Genomic DNA, 14,541 nt, shown 5'->3' with positions numbered 1-14,541 from the left:
GCCCCTGATCTTAAAGGTGCAAAGACGCAAGACGTAAAATTTCGTTTTGCGTTGTCGTTTTAGTGTCAACAATTCCGGCAACGAGGCCATTGCTCATAACCAAAATACGGTCGGTAATGCCCAGCAGCTCTGGCATTTCAGAGGAGATGATAATGATCCCCTTCTCTTTCTTCGCCAGCTCAGCGATCAGCTGGTAGATCTCAAATTTTGCCCCTACGTCGATACCGCGCGTTGGCTCATCCAGCATCAGGATCTCCGGCTGGGTGAGCAGCCAGCGGCCGATAATGACCTTCTGCTGGTTGCCGCCAGAGAGAGAGCCGATCTGCGTGCGGTGGCCCGGCGTTTTCACGCGCATCGAGTCGATGACCCACTGGGTGTCGCTCTTCATCCGGCTGTTATCCAGCAGGCCGACTTTGTTTTTGTAGTTCTGGATGTTGGAGATAAGCGAGTTAAAACCGATATCCAGATAGGCGTAGATCCCCGTTGAGCGACGCTCTTCGGTCACCAGCGCAAAGCCGTTGTTAATGGCTTCATGGGCGGTGTGGTTATTAATGGTTTTACCGTGCAGGGTGATGGTGCCGCCTGATTTTTCGCGGATGCCAAACAGCGTCTCCACGATATCGGTACGCTTCGCCCCGACCAGCCCGGCAATGCCGAGGATCTCACCCTTGTGCAGGTCGAAGGAGACGTCACGAATAGAGGGCTGGCGCAGAGAGGTCAGATTACGCACCTCCATAATGACCTCACCCGGCTTGTTCTGCTTGTCCGGGAAGCGCTGGTTCAGCGAGCGCCCTACCATCATGGCGATGATTTTGTCCATATCCAACCCTTCCAGCGGCTGGGTGGCGATCCACTGGCCGTCGCGCAGGATGGTAATTTCGTCGCAAAGCTGGAAGATCTCCTCCATCTTGTGCGAGATATAGACGATACCGCAGCCGCGCTCTTTCAGCTTGCGGATAATTTTAAATAGATGATTAACCTCTTTTTCGGTCAGCGACGAGGTCGGCTCATCCATAATGACGATTTTGGCATCGTAGGAGAACGCCTTCGCAATCTCGATCATCTGCATTTGCGAAACGGAGAGGGTTCCCACGCGGGCGCGCGGATCGATATCGATATCCAGCTCGTCGAAAATGGCTTTCGTATCGCGGTACATTTTATCCTGATCGACAAACACGCCTTTGGTGGGGTAACGCCCCAGCCACATGTTGTCCATCACCGACCGCTGCAGCACCAGATTAAGCTCCTGATGCACCATAGATATCCCGTTTTCCAACGCCTCTTTGGTCGAATGAAAATCGATCTCTTTACCCTGGAATAGAATGCTGCCGGAATCTTTTTGATAGATCCCAAAAAGGCATTTTAATAACGTTGATTTTCCTGCGCCGTTTTCACCCATCAGGGCGTGAATAGAGTGCGGACGCACTTTTAAATTAACGTTATCGAGTGCCTTAACGCCGGGAAATGACTTGTTGATGCCGCTCATTTCCAACAAGAATTCACCTGACGACTGAGTAGTATCGCTGACCATAATTATACCTTGTTGGCCTCGCACATCGCGTTATAAAAGGGCGCATCAAGATGCGCCCAGTGAAAGCAGAACAATGAATTATTTATTGCTGAACTCAGAGAGGTTCTCTTTATCCACGCCAACGTATGGGATACGGACGATTTTCTGTTCCAGCTTCCAGTTAGTGCCGTCAGCCGCGCCTTTGCCGTCGGCAAGGTTTTTCGCCAGATCAAAGGTGGCTTTCGCCTGGTTGTTGGCATCGTTCAGAACGGTACCGGCCAGCGCACCAGATTTAACCAGCGCCAGCGCTTCTGGCAGGGCGTCAACGCCGAATACCGGAATAGAGGATTTGTTGTGTGCCTTCAGGGCTTCTACCGCACCCATTGCCATCGCATCGTTGTTGGCAATAACCACTTCGATTTTGTTGGCGTTCGGGCCAGAGAGCCATGCATCCATCTTATCTTTCGCCATAGCGGTATCCCACATGGCGGTATCCAGCTGCAGCTGCTGGGTTTTCACACCCTTGTCATTCAGCTCTTTGATCACGTAGGTGGTACGCGCTTCAGCATCCGGGTGGCCCGGCTCGCCTTTCAGCAGTACGAACTGAATCTGGCCATCTTTGTTCAGATCCCATGTCGGGTTCGCCGCCCAGTGCTTAGCGATCAGATCGCCCTGGATGATGCCGGACTCTTTTGAGTCGGTACCGACATAATAGGCTTTATCGTAGCTATCCAGCGCTTTGCGGGAAGGCTCTTTGTTGAAGAAGACAATCGGCACGTTCTGGCCGCGCGCTTTCTCGATAACCGTACCTGCGGCTGCCGGGTCAACCAGGTTAATCGCCAGCGCTTTAACGCCTTTTGCCAGCAGAACGTCGATCTGGTCATTCTGTTTTGACTGGTCGTTCTGCGAGTCGTTCATCAGCAGCTGAACGTCCGGCGTCTCTTTCGCATCTTTCTCAATTGCTTTACGCACAACCGACATAAAGTTGTCGTCATATTTATAAATGGTCACGCCAATACGGGTATCTGCCGCATGTGCTGCCGCGCCAAAAAGCATGCTTGCCATTACGGCAGACAGAGTTAAAACCTTCTTATTCATGGTATCTCCGGTTTATGCAGGGTAGTTCTTGTGAATAAAGATCGGCGGGCAGCAGAATAGTGAAACGTTACTGTCGCCGAAGGTCACTCTAAAAATTGGGTCTTCCGTGTACGGTAACGCTCCAGAAAAGCTTTATTGATTGTCCCGTGCGAAGCATCATGCCTGACCGAACGGCCTGTATTACATAATGTTTCAGGCTCTGGAACGCTGACATCATAGTCAGCGCATTGTTAAGATACTGTGAATTTACTCACAGATTGAAAACGGTTACATGCAGCAATGTTATAAGTTAGTGATCGGAGCCACAGTTTGCCGCTGCGCCACCGAATGACGGCGTACCAGGGTCGGCATAAAGCAGTGGGTCGCGGCCAGATCCTGCGCCCCTGCTGCCCCCTGTAACGCCAGCTCCGTCGCCAGCCGGGCCATTGAAGCAATGGGATAACGCACCGTGGTCAGCTGCGGATCGGTATAGCGGGCAATGGGAATATCATCGAAACCGATGAGTGACAGATGCTGCGGTACGGCAATGCCGTTATCCTTCAGCGCCGTCAGCGCTCCGGCGGCCATGCTGTCGTTATAGGCGAAGACCGCAGTGAGGTGCAGATTACGGCCCAGCAGCTCAACCATGGCCGCCTCCCCGCCCTGCATATCCGGTGCACCGACGCCTACCCAGCCTTCCGGGGCGTGGATGTCCCGCTCCGCCAGCGCCTGCCGCCAGCCCTGCTGGCGCAGATCGTTATCTTCTATCTGATGGCTGGAGCCAAGGTAGCCCACGCGCTGATGCCCTTGAGCGAGCAGCATTCGGGTGGCCATCACCGCCCCGCTGACGTTATCTAACGCAACGCAGCGGTGGGCGTAGCCAGGCACCACCCGATTGATCAGCACCATGCCGGGGATCTGCTCCATAAAACCGGCCAGCTCCTCGTCGCTTAATGCTTTAGAGTGAACAATCAGGGCGTTACAGCGTTGGCGGATCAGGATCTCAATGGCGTGACGCTCCTTTTCCGCCTCATGGTAGCTATTGCCAATCAGGAGGTATTTCTGATGCTGCTGGGCCACGGTGTCTACCGCCTTGACCAGCGCGCCAAAGAAGGCGTCGGAGACGTCCATCACCACCACGCCAATGGTATCGCTGACCTGGGTCGCCAGCGCCTGGGCGTTGGCGTTGGGCCGATACCCCAGCTGCGCCACGGCTTTCATCACCGCTTCGCGGGTGTCAGGGCTGACCATCGCGCTGTTGTTGAGCACACGGGATACCGTCGCCACGGAGACGCCCGCACGACGCGCCACGTCACGAATGGTAATCATGCCCGGCCTCCTGATTGAGATTGCAGCAGCTCACAGTTTCCCCCTGGATTTAGCAAGAGCGCTATTCTGGCAGGGGGAGCGGCAGCACTACGTGAGGAAGGTCACAGCACTGAAAACGGTTACATCCGTTTTGTTAATGATTGTGATCCAGATCGTTATCTGGATGTGTGGGAGAGTGTAACGCCTGCTGCACGGGCGGTTAGCTTACGCCATAGCCACTCCATCGGCCCCTGGCGGAAATGCCGTAGCCAGATGACGGAGAAGAGTATATTCACGGCCCAAATAGGTGGAACAAAGGCCAGCAGCTGTAAGCGGTCGAAACGCATAAACAGGCCGAGGTGATAGAAGAGCGTGGTGCAGATCAGGGTCTGTAACAGATAGTTGCTCAGCGCCATCCGCCCGACGCAGGCCACCGCCAGCACGATACGCCAGCGGCAAATCTGCGACCAGAAGCCATAGGCCAGTGCTGCATAACCGATGGTTTGCAGCGGAGCGCTAAGCTCGCGCGGTGCCTGTAAGAAAAAGGCACACCAGCGATACGACCACCCTAACTGCCACTGAGCAACAATCGCCGGCAGGTTGATCGCCATGCCGGCAAGGATCAGCAGCACGCCGGTTTTACGGTAGTGACGCAGGCTAAATTGCCCTTTTAACCAGCCGCTGCGCATCAGCGATGCCCCCATCAGCATCATGCCCGCCAGCTGCCAGCCATACTGCGCGCCCAGCGCAATCAGACTGTTAGAGAGCATATCCGCTCGGTTGCTGATGGCTTCATAGCCACCGTTGGTCTTCCACCACTGCTCATACTGAAGGTTGGCCGCGTCAGGTATCCATGAGCGGCTGGTCTGGTTACCGGAGATAAAGCCCAGCAGCAGCAGCACGGCGATGCCTACGAGGTAAAGCATAATGCCGGTATTGAACAGGCTTTTGATGCTCGGCGCGTCGCGCACCAGCCGCCAGCTGATTAATCCCATCAGGCCGTAGGCCAGCAGAATATCGCCATCCCAGAATAGCAGGCCGTGAATAAAGCCCAGCAGCACCAGCAGGGTAAGCCGCGACTGGATCCAGCGCTTGCCCCGGGAGAGCAGCAGCTGAAGTCCCGCACCAAACAGCAGCGCAAACAGCGTCAGGAATTTCACCTGAGCGAAGAGGTCAAGCACGGCCCAGGTCCAGGCATCGCGCAGCGTAATGTCACCATACCAGGCCGGGTTGATGTAGGCCGCCTTCGGTAGGCCAAAGGCGTTAATATTGAGCAGCAGAATACCGAGGATAGCGACGCCACGAATGAAATCCAGCGTAATATTTCGTTCCATGGCGTCGCCTCTGCGCGTCATTGACGGGATCAGTTATGGTGACGCACGGCGCGCAGAAACTCTTGACGCGTATTCTGGCTGGATTTAAACAGCCCACCCAGCGATGTCGTGGTGGTAGCGCTGGTGGCATCACGAATGCCGCGCGCTTTCACGCAGTAGTGCACCGCATCAATGGAGACGGCCACGTTGTTGGTTCCCAGCAGCGTTTGCAGCGCGATGAGGATCTGCTGCGTCAGACGCTCCTGTACCTGCGGGCGCTGGGCAAAGAACTGCACGATACGGTTGATCTTCGAGAGACCGATAACCGCATCTTTCGGGATATAGGCTACCGTCGCCTTGCCGTCGATAGTGACGAAGTGGTGCTCGCAGGTGCTGGTCAGCGTGATATCGCGCACCGTGACCATCTCATCCACCTTCATTTTATTCTCGATGACGGTGATCTTCGGGAAGTTAGCGTAGTCGAGGCCGGAAAAGATCTCGTCAACGTACATTTTGGCGATACGGTGCGGCGTTTCCATCAGACTGTCATCGCTCAGATCGAGATTTAACAGTTGCATGATCTCGGTCATGTGTCCGGCAATAAGACGCTTGCGGGTTTCGTTGTCGAGGTCGACAGGCGGACGCAGCGGGGTTTCCAGCCCGTGCGCGACCAGCGCCTCATGGACAAGGGCTGCTTCTTTACTGAGTGATGGCATTATTTATTCTCCAGCAGGTGATGCTCTCCTTTGCCGCTAACGGGGCAAAGTGCGCAATCATTGTGCGTGAGGACGCGGATAGAATCTAGTATTGCGAGCATGATAATTAGTGAAATTGCTATTACCTTTCATCATGACGTCGCCAGACCAGCGCCCCGGCGATAAAAAGCGCCGCGCCAGCCAAGCCCAGCGCGGGCTCCAGGCGGTGGGTCAGCCAGGTCGACAGCGCCGAGGTCATCGGCCCGATCAGCTGGCCCACCGCATAACCGGTGGTAAGCAGCCCGGCCATATAGCGCGCATGCCCAGCGGCCAACTCGCGACCATAGAGCAGCGACAGCTGAACCGCACAGAGGAAACCGCCGCCCACCAGCAGCGCGCCGCAAACCAGCCCCGTCATGCCCGGCAGCAGCCAGGCGGCAATCACCCCGACGCCCTGCAGCCAGAGCACCACGGCGAGTCGCTGGTGGCTCTCCCCTTTATGCCGTAGCGCCACGCTGAGGGCGATCCCCACCACCGCGGCGAGGCCAAACACCGGCCAGACGAACTGGGCAAACAGGCTGCCGGGAAAGCGCAGCGCCGCCATCTGCGAGAGAAAGGTGGCGGGCAGGATGTAGCCGAACCCGGCCAGGCTGTAGCTCCACGCCAGACGCTTGATATTCCCGGTCAGGTGCAGCGGCTGCGGCTGTTCGCCGCTGCGGTGCAGCGCGCCCGGACGGGGCAGATCCCGGGCAACTAACGCAACCAGCACCAGCGCTAACAGGCCATACACCACCCAGCCCGCTGCCGCCGACAGCCCCTGGGCCTGGATGGCCACCGCCAGCAGGCCGCTGAGGGCAATGCCAGCCCCAGGACCGGCAAAGACCGCTGCGTTGAGACCCGGCCTGCCGGTATGCGCCAGCCGATCGCCGACCCATGCGGCGGTCAGCACCATCGCCCAGCCGCTCATTACGCCGATAATCAGCCGCAGCACGCCGTGAAGCAGCGGATCCACCGCCAACGCAGAGAGAAGAGTCAGCAGCACTGCCCCGCCAATGCCGACGTAGAGTCTCTGCTCAACCCGATGGCGGGCGCGCATGGCATCCCATGCGCCGATGAGGTAGCCAAGGTAGTTCAACGCCGCCACCAGACCCGTACTGGTCAAGCTAAGCTGGCCGTCGCGGATCATCAGCGGCACCTGAGGCGTGAACGCAAAGCGTCCAATCCCCATCGCCACAATCAGCATAACAAAACCAGCCAGCGCAATGCGTACCGCCATAACCGCCTCAAATGTTAATAAAAAGTTGCGTTTATGATGCTTGATAATGTCTTGCGGCGAAAGTGAAAGTTACTCCCGGTGCGGGGAATTATCTGTATGATTAATCAAACAGACGAAAGTATGACGATCCGAGGAGACAAGCATGGAAATGCTCGAACAACACCGCTGTTATGAAGGCTGGCAACAGCGCTGGCAGCACCACTCCGCCGTACTGAACTGTACGATGACCTTAAGCGTCTTTGTGCCGCCGTCAGCCAACGATGCGCCGCTGCCGGTGCTCTACTGGCTCTCCGGCCTGACCTGTAACGATGAAAACTTCACAACGAAGGCAGGGGCGCAGCGCGTAGCGGCCGAGCTGGGGATCGTGCTGGTCATGCCGGACACCAGCCCGCGCGGTGACGACGTGGCTGACGATGCCGGTTACGATCTGGGCAAAGGCGCAGGTTTCTATCTCAATGCCACCCAGCAGCCCTGGGCAGCCCACTACCGGATGTATGACTATCTGCGCGACGAGCTGCCGGCCCTGGTGAAAGCGCATTTTAACGTCAGCGACCGCTGCGCTATCAGCGGCCACTCGATGGGCGGTCACGGCGCGCTGATCATGGCGCTAAAAAACCCGGGCAAATACACCAGCGTATCGGCCTTTGCGCCTATCGTTAACCCGGCGCAGGTTCCATGGGGAGAGAAAGCGTTTAGCGCCTACCTGGGCGATAACCGCAGCGACTGGCAGGCGTGGGACAGCTGTGCGCTGATGCAAGCCAGCCAGCCGGAAGAGGCCATTCCGACGCTGATCGATCAGGGTGATGGCGACGCGTTCCTGGCCGAACAGCTGCAGCCTGCCCGCCTCGCCGAGGCCGCGCGTCAAACCGACTGGCCGCTGACTCTACGCGTACAGCCGGGCTACGATCACAGCTACTTTTTTATCGCCAGCTTTATTGAAGACCACCTACGTTTTCATGCTCAATACCTGCAGGCTAATTAAGTACCATACTAATATGGCTACCCCGACGATCGCGGGGTAGTTTAATAGCGGTTAACTGGTATGACAGCACTGCTAAATACATTTAGCGCCAATAACAGAATATATCCGTGATCGCGCCTACATAAATTGAAACGCTATTCCACAATATTTCTCCAGTCTGCACACCCGCCTGACCTCACGCATTTCTTTAAACCTCAAGCACCATGCTTGCCGGACGCTCATTCATTGATAAATCAAATGAATAGTTGAAATGTATTGATTAACTATATGAATCGTATCGATCTTTATTTTTTGACGTTAAAAAAATGTAGAAGGATAGAATGGCCGCACCTTTCTAAGGCATATGCCTATAGAAAATGCACGGCCCGTTTATGTTGTGCGGTGTTAACTTACCTATGATGCAGTATTCACACTGTCGGAGGGAGTAATGAACCTTTTTATCTCTACTAAGCTCAAATACTTTATAGCGGTAATGGAGGAAGGCAGCGTAAGTAAGGCCTGTCAGCGGATGCACATATCGAGAACGCCAATGAGTAAGGCTATTTCGGATATTGAGCAAGCGCTGGGGATCCCACTGTTTATCAGAACGAAGGAAGGCATGACCCCCAGTAAATTTGGCACCATTCTTTATAACAAAATCGTTCCGTATTATAACGATCTGCTTAAAATTGAGCACTGCATGTATAGCGAAGACGGGCTACCGGTTACCCGCATAATGTGCAGTAAAAACATACCAAACTCAATCATAAGCCACCTAAGCGTTGCCCTGGCTAATAATAATATCAATAATGAATTTACGCTCGCTGATGAGATCAAGCAGGACGATCTCTCTTCAGAGCTCCATTTTTATGACATTGTTATTACAGATAAAAACTACCCCAGCCAGTATGCCCGCTCTGAGCCGGTCTCCTTCGATATCTATATCAACTCTACCCCGGCCGCCTGTGAAAAAATGATCCGCGGAGGAGAAGTGGATGTGTACCATGATTTTGATGCCGACAGCAGCGTAACCGATCTGTTTGTACAGGATAAAATTAAGTTCAGGAATATCAAAAAAATTTCCGACAGCGATCTAATTGATATGATGGCGAAGGTCACTAATCATCATGCGGTGATGATTTCGACGGTGCCGCTGTTGAGCCTGCTCAACGTTGACGGCACGAGCGTATTAAAACGCAGCGTCATCAACAAAACGCTATGGTTCTACTCACAGTGGAAAGAAAAAAATAACAAAGAGACGGCGCACGTTATGTCCAGGGTATTTGCCGATTTAAAGAAATCAGGCCATACCAACAATGAGCTATCTCGCTAACCTACTTTTTTTGTTGGCAAACCATCCTTTGGCCACGTTTTGTGGTCTTAGCGCTTTTATCGTCTCATGCTGGTCCGGGTACGTGGAAAAAGCCTCACCGGGGAATATTATCATAAGCAGTTTAGTTTGCGTGGTTAGCGCGCTGGCTTTTTTAGACGTGTTAATTCGCGGCAGCCACTATCATCTTCTTTTCCCTTTAATCGGGATTATTACCGGTTTTATTGGGCCCTTTAAGATAAGAGCCTTTATTATTGGCGTTATTAAGCATTACTTCATGTCTGACAATAAGAAATAAGTTGTAGTTTTTAGGGGGGCTGGCACCCCCCTCTTTTTATTGGCTGTTAAAAACGGTAATCCACCGCCATGAAATAGCGGCGGCCATCTTCGTTATAACTGTAGTCGTCCCGGCTGAGATCTTTATCCGTGAGATTGAGCACCCCCGCACGCAGCTTGACGTTCTTCGTCGCCTGGAATGCGCCACCCGCGTTCCAGATCACGTAGCCGCCCGGCGTTTTCCCAGTGTTGCTGACGTCACGCTTCTCACCGGTATAGTTACCGGAGACGTAGAACGACCAGTCCTGCATCGCCTGCCAGTCCAGGGTCCCGTTGGCGGTATGGAATGGCAGTTCCTGCAGCGGTTTATCACCGCCGTCGCTGAGATCGCGTCCGTCGTTATAGGTGTAGTTCAGCGTCAGCTTCCACGCCTCGTCAAACGGCACCTTCAGCTCGGTTTCCACCCCACGAATACGCGCTTTGTTAACGTTGAAATAGCGGAACGTGGGTACGCGGCGACCGTTGGCATTAGTATAGAAGCCAACAAAGTTGGAATAGGACGGCGCGGCAGCGGCATCAGCGGTTCGGTTGATGCTGATCATGTCGTCTACGTCATTCTGGAAGGTGGTAATACTGCCTTCCACCCCTTCCAGCCAGCCCTCTTCCCCGCTGTAGTAGAGCCCCAGCTCAAAGCTTTCGCTGGTCTCTGGCTTCAGATCCGGACTTCCCACAACCCGGCAGCTGCCGCGGCAGGAGTTAGTGGCCCAGTCAGGGCTAAGCTGTAAGAGTGAAGGTGCTTTGAACGCCGTGGCCCAGCCGCCTTTTACGGTGACGGTATCGGTAGCGTTATAGACCAGGTAGGCGCGCGGACTGTAGTGATCCCCGTAGGTCTCGTGATCGTCCATACGAATGCCGGTGGTCAGCGCCAGCGGCTCGAAGATACGCCATTCGTCTTCAATAAACAGCGCATACTGGCTGGCGGAAGTGCTGCTGCTGCTCCCGCCGGTCAGGTTAACCGGATCCTTGAGCTTGTCGTGACGCCACTCGCCGCCGACGGTCACAAACTGATTAATCATCTCCAGCGGCAGAACGTATTTGCCATCCACGGTGTTGTTTTCTGAGGTGATGCCTTTGCTGCCCGGATCTTTATTATCTACCTTCTCGCCGTAGAACTTCAGCTCGCTGGTGCCGACGTCCCAGCGACCGTTGTGGCTCAAGGAGTAGTTTTCGCGCTCAAGACGGTTGCGATCGAGGGAGTCGGAATTCCGGTCCTGGCGATCAAAGCCATACCCGGCGGTAAAGTCATGGTTTTCGGACGGGGTCCAGGCAAACTCTACGTTGGCGTCGCGGCTGGTAAACCCTTCGATGCGCGGCGTCTCGCCGGTCGCGGTAGTGTCAGACGGCTCCTGCTTATCTTTCTCGCGCTTCGCCACGCTGCCAAAGGCTTTTACGCCGAGCACGCCATCCACCAGCGGGCCGCTGGTGTAGAACTGACCATTCCAGGTATCGCCGCGATCGCGTTTCTCCTGGATGGTAGTGTCAGCGGAGAGCGTGCCGGTCCACTGCTGACCAACCTTTTTGGTAATAATGTTGACCACCCCGCCCAGTGCATCGGAACCATACAGCGAGGACATCGGGCCGCGTACCACTTCAATACGCTCGATGGCGTCCACCGGGATCCAGTTAAGGTCAAAGTCGTTATGGCGGAACACCGCGTTGCGGGAGTTAACGCGCTTGCCGTCAATCAGGATCAGGGTGTAGCTACTGCTTAGGCCACGGATGCTGACGCCTTTACGGTTATCCCCTTCGTTGGTGAGCTGTACGCCCGGCACGTCCTGGAGCACATCCTTGAGATTATTGACCGGTCGGCGCTGCAGATCCTGCTGGGTCACAACGCTAATACTGGCCGGGGCATCTTTCAGATTCTGCTCGGTGGCGGCGGCGGTCACGACCAGCGTATCGGACTCGCTGTCGACGGCAAAAGCTGGCAGCGCCAGCGCCATTGCGGACGCACAAAGCCCTCCCCGCACGATGGGATTCAACCTAAACATTCCATTTCTCCATGAGATAACTACAACAAATCTAAGAAGTTTTGCTCACATGTTTTATCAGCCCCCGCTACGTTGGCGGAGCGAGCGTAACGATAAAGCAAATAATAATGATTATCAATTAAATTGTTAAAAGTTATGTCAAGATGACGGTTTATGGAGAAATAGCGGGCAAAAAAAAGCCCTCTCACAATGAGAGGGCTTGATAATAAAAGCGTTTATTTATTTACCCGGGGCGGGAAATCCATGTCCTTGTAGCTGACAAACTTGGTCCCGCGGGTCAGCTTGTAGCCGAACCAGATAATCAGAAACAGCGGAATACCAATATAGGTCGCCGCTACCCCACCCCAGTCAATGGTGTCCTCAAGGAAGGCCTGGTAGTTCTGCCCTAAGGTGATAATTAGGCACAGCACAAAGGCAAAGATCGGCCCCAGCGGGAAGAAACCGGAGCGGTACGGCAGGTCGTTCAGGCTATGGCCCTGCATAATATAGCCGCGACGGAAACGGTAGTGGCTGATGGCAATCCCCAACCAGGCGATGAATCCGGTCATGCCCGAGGTGTTCAGCAGCCACAGGTAAACCGTCTGGTTGCCAAACATCGAGGTCAGGAAGCAGAGCCCGGCAATGACCGTCGTCGCATACAGGGCATTACGCGGTACACCGCCCTTTGAAAGACGGGAGAAGACGCGCGGCGCTTTGCCGTCGCAGGCCAGGGTGTAGAGCATACGCGTAGAGGCGTACATACCGGAGTTACCCGCCGAGAGCACCGCCGTCAGGATCACCGCATTCATTACCGCCGCCGCCGAGAGCAGGCCCGCGTGTTGGAATACCAGAGTGAACGGGCTGACGCTGATGTCTTTTACATCGTTACGCAGCAGGCTCGGATCGGTATAGGGAATGATCAGGCTGATAATCAGAATAGCGAAAACGTAGAACAGCAGGATACGCCAGAACACCTGACGCACCGCGCGCGGAATATTCTTCTCTGGCTCTTCCGACTCACCCGCCGCAATACCGATCAGCTCAGTGCCCTGGAAAGAGAAGCCGACGATCATCGCCACGCCAATCATGGCGGCAAATCCACCGGCAAACGGCGCATCGCCGATCCCCCAGTTGCTCCAGCCAGCCGGTTTTGCACCGTGGAAGATACCGAGGATCATCATCACGCCGACGATGATAAAGATAATGACGGTGGCAACCTTAATTAACGAGAACCAGTACTCCGCCTCGCCAAAACCTTTCACGGAGATCCAGTTCAGCAGCACGATGACGGTTAAGAACAGCGCGCTCCAGATCCAGCCGGGGGTGTCCGGGAACCACCAGCTCATTACCAGCTGCGCGGCCACGAGATCGACGGCGATGGTCACCGCCCAGTTGTACCAGTAGTTCCAGCCCAGCGCGAAGCCAAAGCCCTCTTCTACATACTTCTGGCCGTAGGTCGCAAACGAGCCGGATACCGGCATATAGGCCGCCAGCTCGCCAAGACTGGTCATCAGGAAGTAAACCATCAGGCCAATCAGAATATAAGAGAGCAGCGCGCCGCCGGGGCCTGCCTGGGAGATGGTTGCGCCGCTGGCAACAAAGAGACCCGTACCAATCGATCCGCCAATGGCGATCATGGTCAGGTGACGCGCCTTGAGTTCACGGCGAAGCGTGGGCGCTTGTGTGGTTTTAGTTTCGGAAACCATATGAAAATGCTATCCATCAAAAAAATGAGGCGGGATTGTAGCAGACGTCACCACATCCTTCTGGCTCAAATATGCGGTTATAAGAGAGCTTCATGATCGCTAATGGATTATAAGTAAAGCACAGAAACCCTTATATTTCACAGTAGCGCAGAAAGCGTTTTAGGGCGTTAGAGAGATGCTTCTGCCGATGATGAATGCGCCACAGGGTGCGCACCAGCCGCGGGAGCGGAATAGTAATCTCCTTGAGCGTGCCGGTCTCCAGCTGCTCGGCAATCACCCGACGCGACAGACAGCTGATACCCAGCCCGTGCCGCACCGCATGTTTGATGGCCTCTGAGTTACCTAATTCCATACCGAGATGAAACTGCGGCAGGTGGGAAAGCAGCAGGTAGTCAACCAGCTCGCGAGTACCGGAACCGCGCTCGCGCAGGATCCACGGCGCGCTGGCGAGACGCTCCAGCGTAACCTCCCCCTGTAACAGCGGCGAGGCCGGAGAGGCAAACACCACCAGCTCATCCTCCAGCCAGGGCTCCGATACGATCTCGGCGGTATGGCATGGCCCCTCAATCAGGCCAATATCGACGCGGAAATCCGCTACCGCATTAATCACATCCTGACTGTTGCCCACGCTCATCTCCAGCGGTAGTCCCGGAAAGTCGCGCCGGTAGCGGGCAATGATCTCCGGCAGAATATAGTTACCGATGGTGCTGCTGGCGTAGACGCGGATCGCGCCGTTATCTTCCCGGAACAGCTGCTCTATTTCCGTGGCCTGCTCCAGCAGCGCCAGCGCACGGGGATAGAGTAGTCGCCCGTGCTCGTTAACCACCAGCCGCTTGCCAACCCGGTCGAAGAGCTGCACGCCAAGCTGCCCTTCCAGATCGGTTAGGGCCGCACTAACCGCCGACTGCGAGAGCGCGAGCATCTGGGAGGCCTGGGTTGTCGAGCCGCTTTTCAGCACTTCAGCAAAGACGGCCAGCTGGCGCAGGGTGATATGCATGGTCAGGATCCTAATGAGCAAGCGTTGCGCTTACCACTTATATAGATTGATTATAAATATAT

At 55.2% G+C, this 14,541-nt stretch carries 11 protein-coding genes; 2 read left to right on the top strand and 9 right to left on the bottom strand.

Features of this window, described 5'->3' with window-relative positions; all coding sequences use genetic code 11:
• Positions 1–10: 10 nt before the first annotated feature.
• The 6 genes from mglA to EV102420_RS05170 all read right to left on the bottom strand — a co-directional run bounded on the left by mglA (position 11) and on the right by EV102420_RS05170 (position 7,179).
• The gene (gene mglA / locus EV102420_RS05200; RefSeq protein ID WP_042389728.1) at positions 11–1,531 is read right to left on the bottom strand and encodes a galactose/methyl galactoside ABC transporter ATP-binding protein MglA; all 1,521 of its coding nucleotides are present in this window, start codon (positions 1,529–1,531) and stop codon (positions 11–13) included.
• 78 nt (positions 1,532–1,609) lie between these two features.
• Positions 1,610–2,608, bottom strand: a complete 999-nt coding sequence (gene mglB / locus EV102420_RS05195) for a galactose/glucose ABC transporter substrate-binding protein MglB (RefSeq protein ID WP_042389726.1) — start codon at positions 2,606–2,608, stop codon at positions 1,610–1,612.
• A gap of 282 nt (positions 2,609–2,890) precedes the next feature.
• The gene (gene galS / locus EV102420_RS05190) at positions 2,891–3,931 is read right to left on the bottom strand and encodes an HTH-type transcriptional regulator GalS (RefSeq protein WP_255211653.1); all 1,041 of its coding nucleotides are present in this window, start codon (positions 3,929–3,931) and stop codon (positions 2,891–2,893) included.
• Between the two features lie 140 nt (positions 3,932–4,071).
• Positions 4,072–5,229, bottom strand: coding sequence for a DUF418 domain-containing protein YeiB (gene yeiB, locus EV102420_RS05180; protein WP_042389719.1), 1,158 nt, complete (start codon positions 5,227–5,229; stop codon positions 4,072–4,074).
• Positions 5,230–5,258: 29 nt separating this feature from the next.
• A complete protein-coding gene (gene folE, locus EV102420_RS05175) occupies positions 5,259–5,924 on the bottom strand; it encodes a GTP cyclohydrolase I FolE (protein WP_042389717.1) in 666 nt (221 codons plus the stop codon).
• A 121-nt stretch (positions 5,925–6,045) separates the two neighbouring features.
• Positions 6,046–7,179: a YbfB/YjiJ family MFS transporter gene (locus EV102420_RS05170; RefSeq protein ID WP_042389715.1), complete on the bottom strand. Its 1,134-nt coding sequence runs from the start codon at positions 7,177–7,179 to the stop codon at positions 6,046–6,048.
• Between the two features lie 142 nt (positions 7,180–7,321).
• On the opposite strand from EV102420_RS05170, the gene fghA reads away from it, so the two are divergent.
• Positions 7,322–8,161: an S-formylglutathione hydrolase gene (gene fghA / locus EV102420_RS05165; protein WP_042389714.1), complete on the top strand. Its 840-nt coding sequence runs from the start codon at positions 7,322–7,324 to the stop codon at positions 8,159–8,161.
• A gap of 427 nt (positions 8,162–8,588) precedes the next feature.
• Positions 8,589–9,473: a LysR family transcriptional regulator gene (locus EV102420_RS05160; RefSeq protein ID WP_072015191.1), complete on the top strand. Its 885-nt coding sequence runs from the start codon at positions 8,589–8,591 to the stop codon at positions 9,471–9,473.
• Positions 9,474–9,814: 341 nt separating this feature from the next.
• Here the strand turns inward: EV102420_RS05160 and cirA are convergent, their stop codons facing one another.
• The 3 genes from cirA to yieE all read right to left on the bottom strand — a co-directional run bounded on the left by cirA (position 9,815) and on the right by yieE (position 14,479).
• Positions 9,815–11,797, bottom strand: coding sequence for a catecholate siderophore receptor CirA (gene cirA, locus EV102420_RS05150; protein WP_042389707.1), 1,983 nt, complete (start codon positions 11,795–11,797; stop codon positions 9,815–9,817).
• A gap of 215 nt (positions 11,798–12,012) precedes the next feature.
• The gene (locus EV102420_RS05145; RefSeq protein ID WP_042389705.1) at positions 12,013–13,482 is read right to left on the bottom strand and encodes an amino acid permease; all 1,470 of its coding nucleotides are present in this window, start codon (positions 13,480–13,482) and stop codon (positions 12,013–12,015) included.
• A gap of 130 nt (positions 13,483–13,612) precedes the next feature.
• Positions 13,613–14,479, bottom strand: a complete 867-nt coding sequence (gene yieE / locus EV102420_RS05140; protein WP_042389703.1) for a DNA-binding transcriptional regulator YeiE — start codon at positions 14,477–14,479, stop codon at positions 13,613–13,615.
• Positions 14,480–14,541: the final 62 nt, after the last annotated feature.

Origin of the sequence: Pseudescherichia vulneris NBRC 102420, assembly GCF_000759795.1 — a bacterium.
Classification (GTDB): Bacteria; Pseudomonadota; Gammaproteobacteria; order Enterobacterales; family Enterobacteriaceae; genus Pseudescherichia; species Pseudescherichia vulneris.
This window is presented reverse-complemented; position numbering and strand designations above follow the sequence as displayed.

Bases quoted from the DNA above. Each gene is read 5' to 3' on its own strand.
- EV102420_RS05145 (WP_042389705.1), bottom strand. From the start codon at position 13,482: ATGGTTTCCGAAACTAAAACCACACAAGCGCCCACGCTTCGCCGTGAA.
- yeiB (WP_042389719.1), bottom strand. From the start codon at position 5,229: ATGGAACGAAATATTACGCTGGATTTCATTCGTGGCGTCGCTATCCTC.
- mglA (WP_042389728.1), bottom strand. From the start codon at position 1,531: ATGGTCAGCGATACTACTCAGTCGTCAGGTGAATTCTTGTTGGAAATG.
- mglB (WP_042389726.1), bottom strand. From the start codon at position 2,608: ATGAATAAGAAGGTTTTAACTCTGTCTGCCGTAATGGCAAGCATGCTT.
- yieE (WP_042389703.1), bottom strand. From the start codon at position 14,479: ATGCATATCACCCTGCGCCAGCTGGCCGTCTTTGCTGAAGTGCTGAAA.
- EV102420_RS05170 (WP_042389715.1), bottom strand. From the start codon at position 7,179: ATGGCGGTACGCATTGCGCTGGCTGGTTTTGTTATGCTGATTGTGGCG.
- fghA (WP_042389714.1), top strand. From the start codon at position 7,322: ATGGAAATGCTCGAACAACACCGCTGTTATGAAGGCTGGCAACAGCGC.
- cirA (WP_042389707.1), bottom strand. From the start codon at position 11,797: ATGTTTAGGTTGAATCCCATCGTGCGGGGAGGGCTTTGTGCGTCCGCA.
- folE (WP_042389717.1), bottom strand. From the start codon at position 5,924: ATGCCATCACTCAGTAAAGAAGCAGCCCTTGTCCATGAGGCGCTGGTC.
- EV102420_RS05160 (WP_072015191.1), top strand. From the start codon at position 8,589: ATGAACCTTTTTATCTCTACTAAGCTCAAATACTTTATAGCGGTAATG.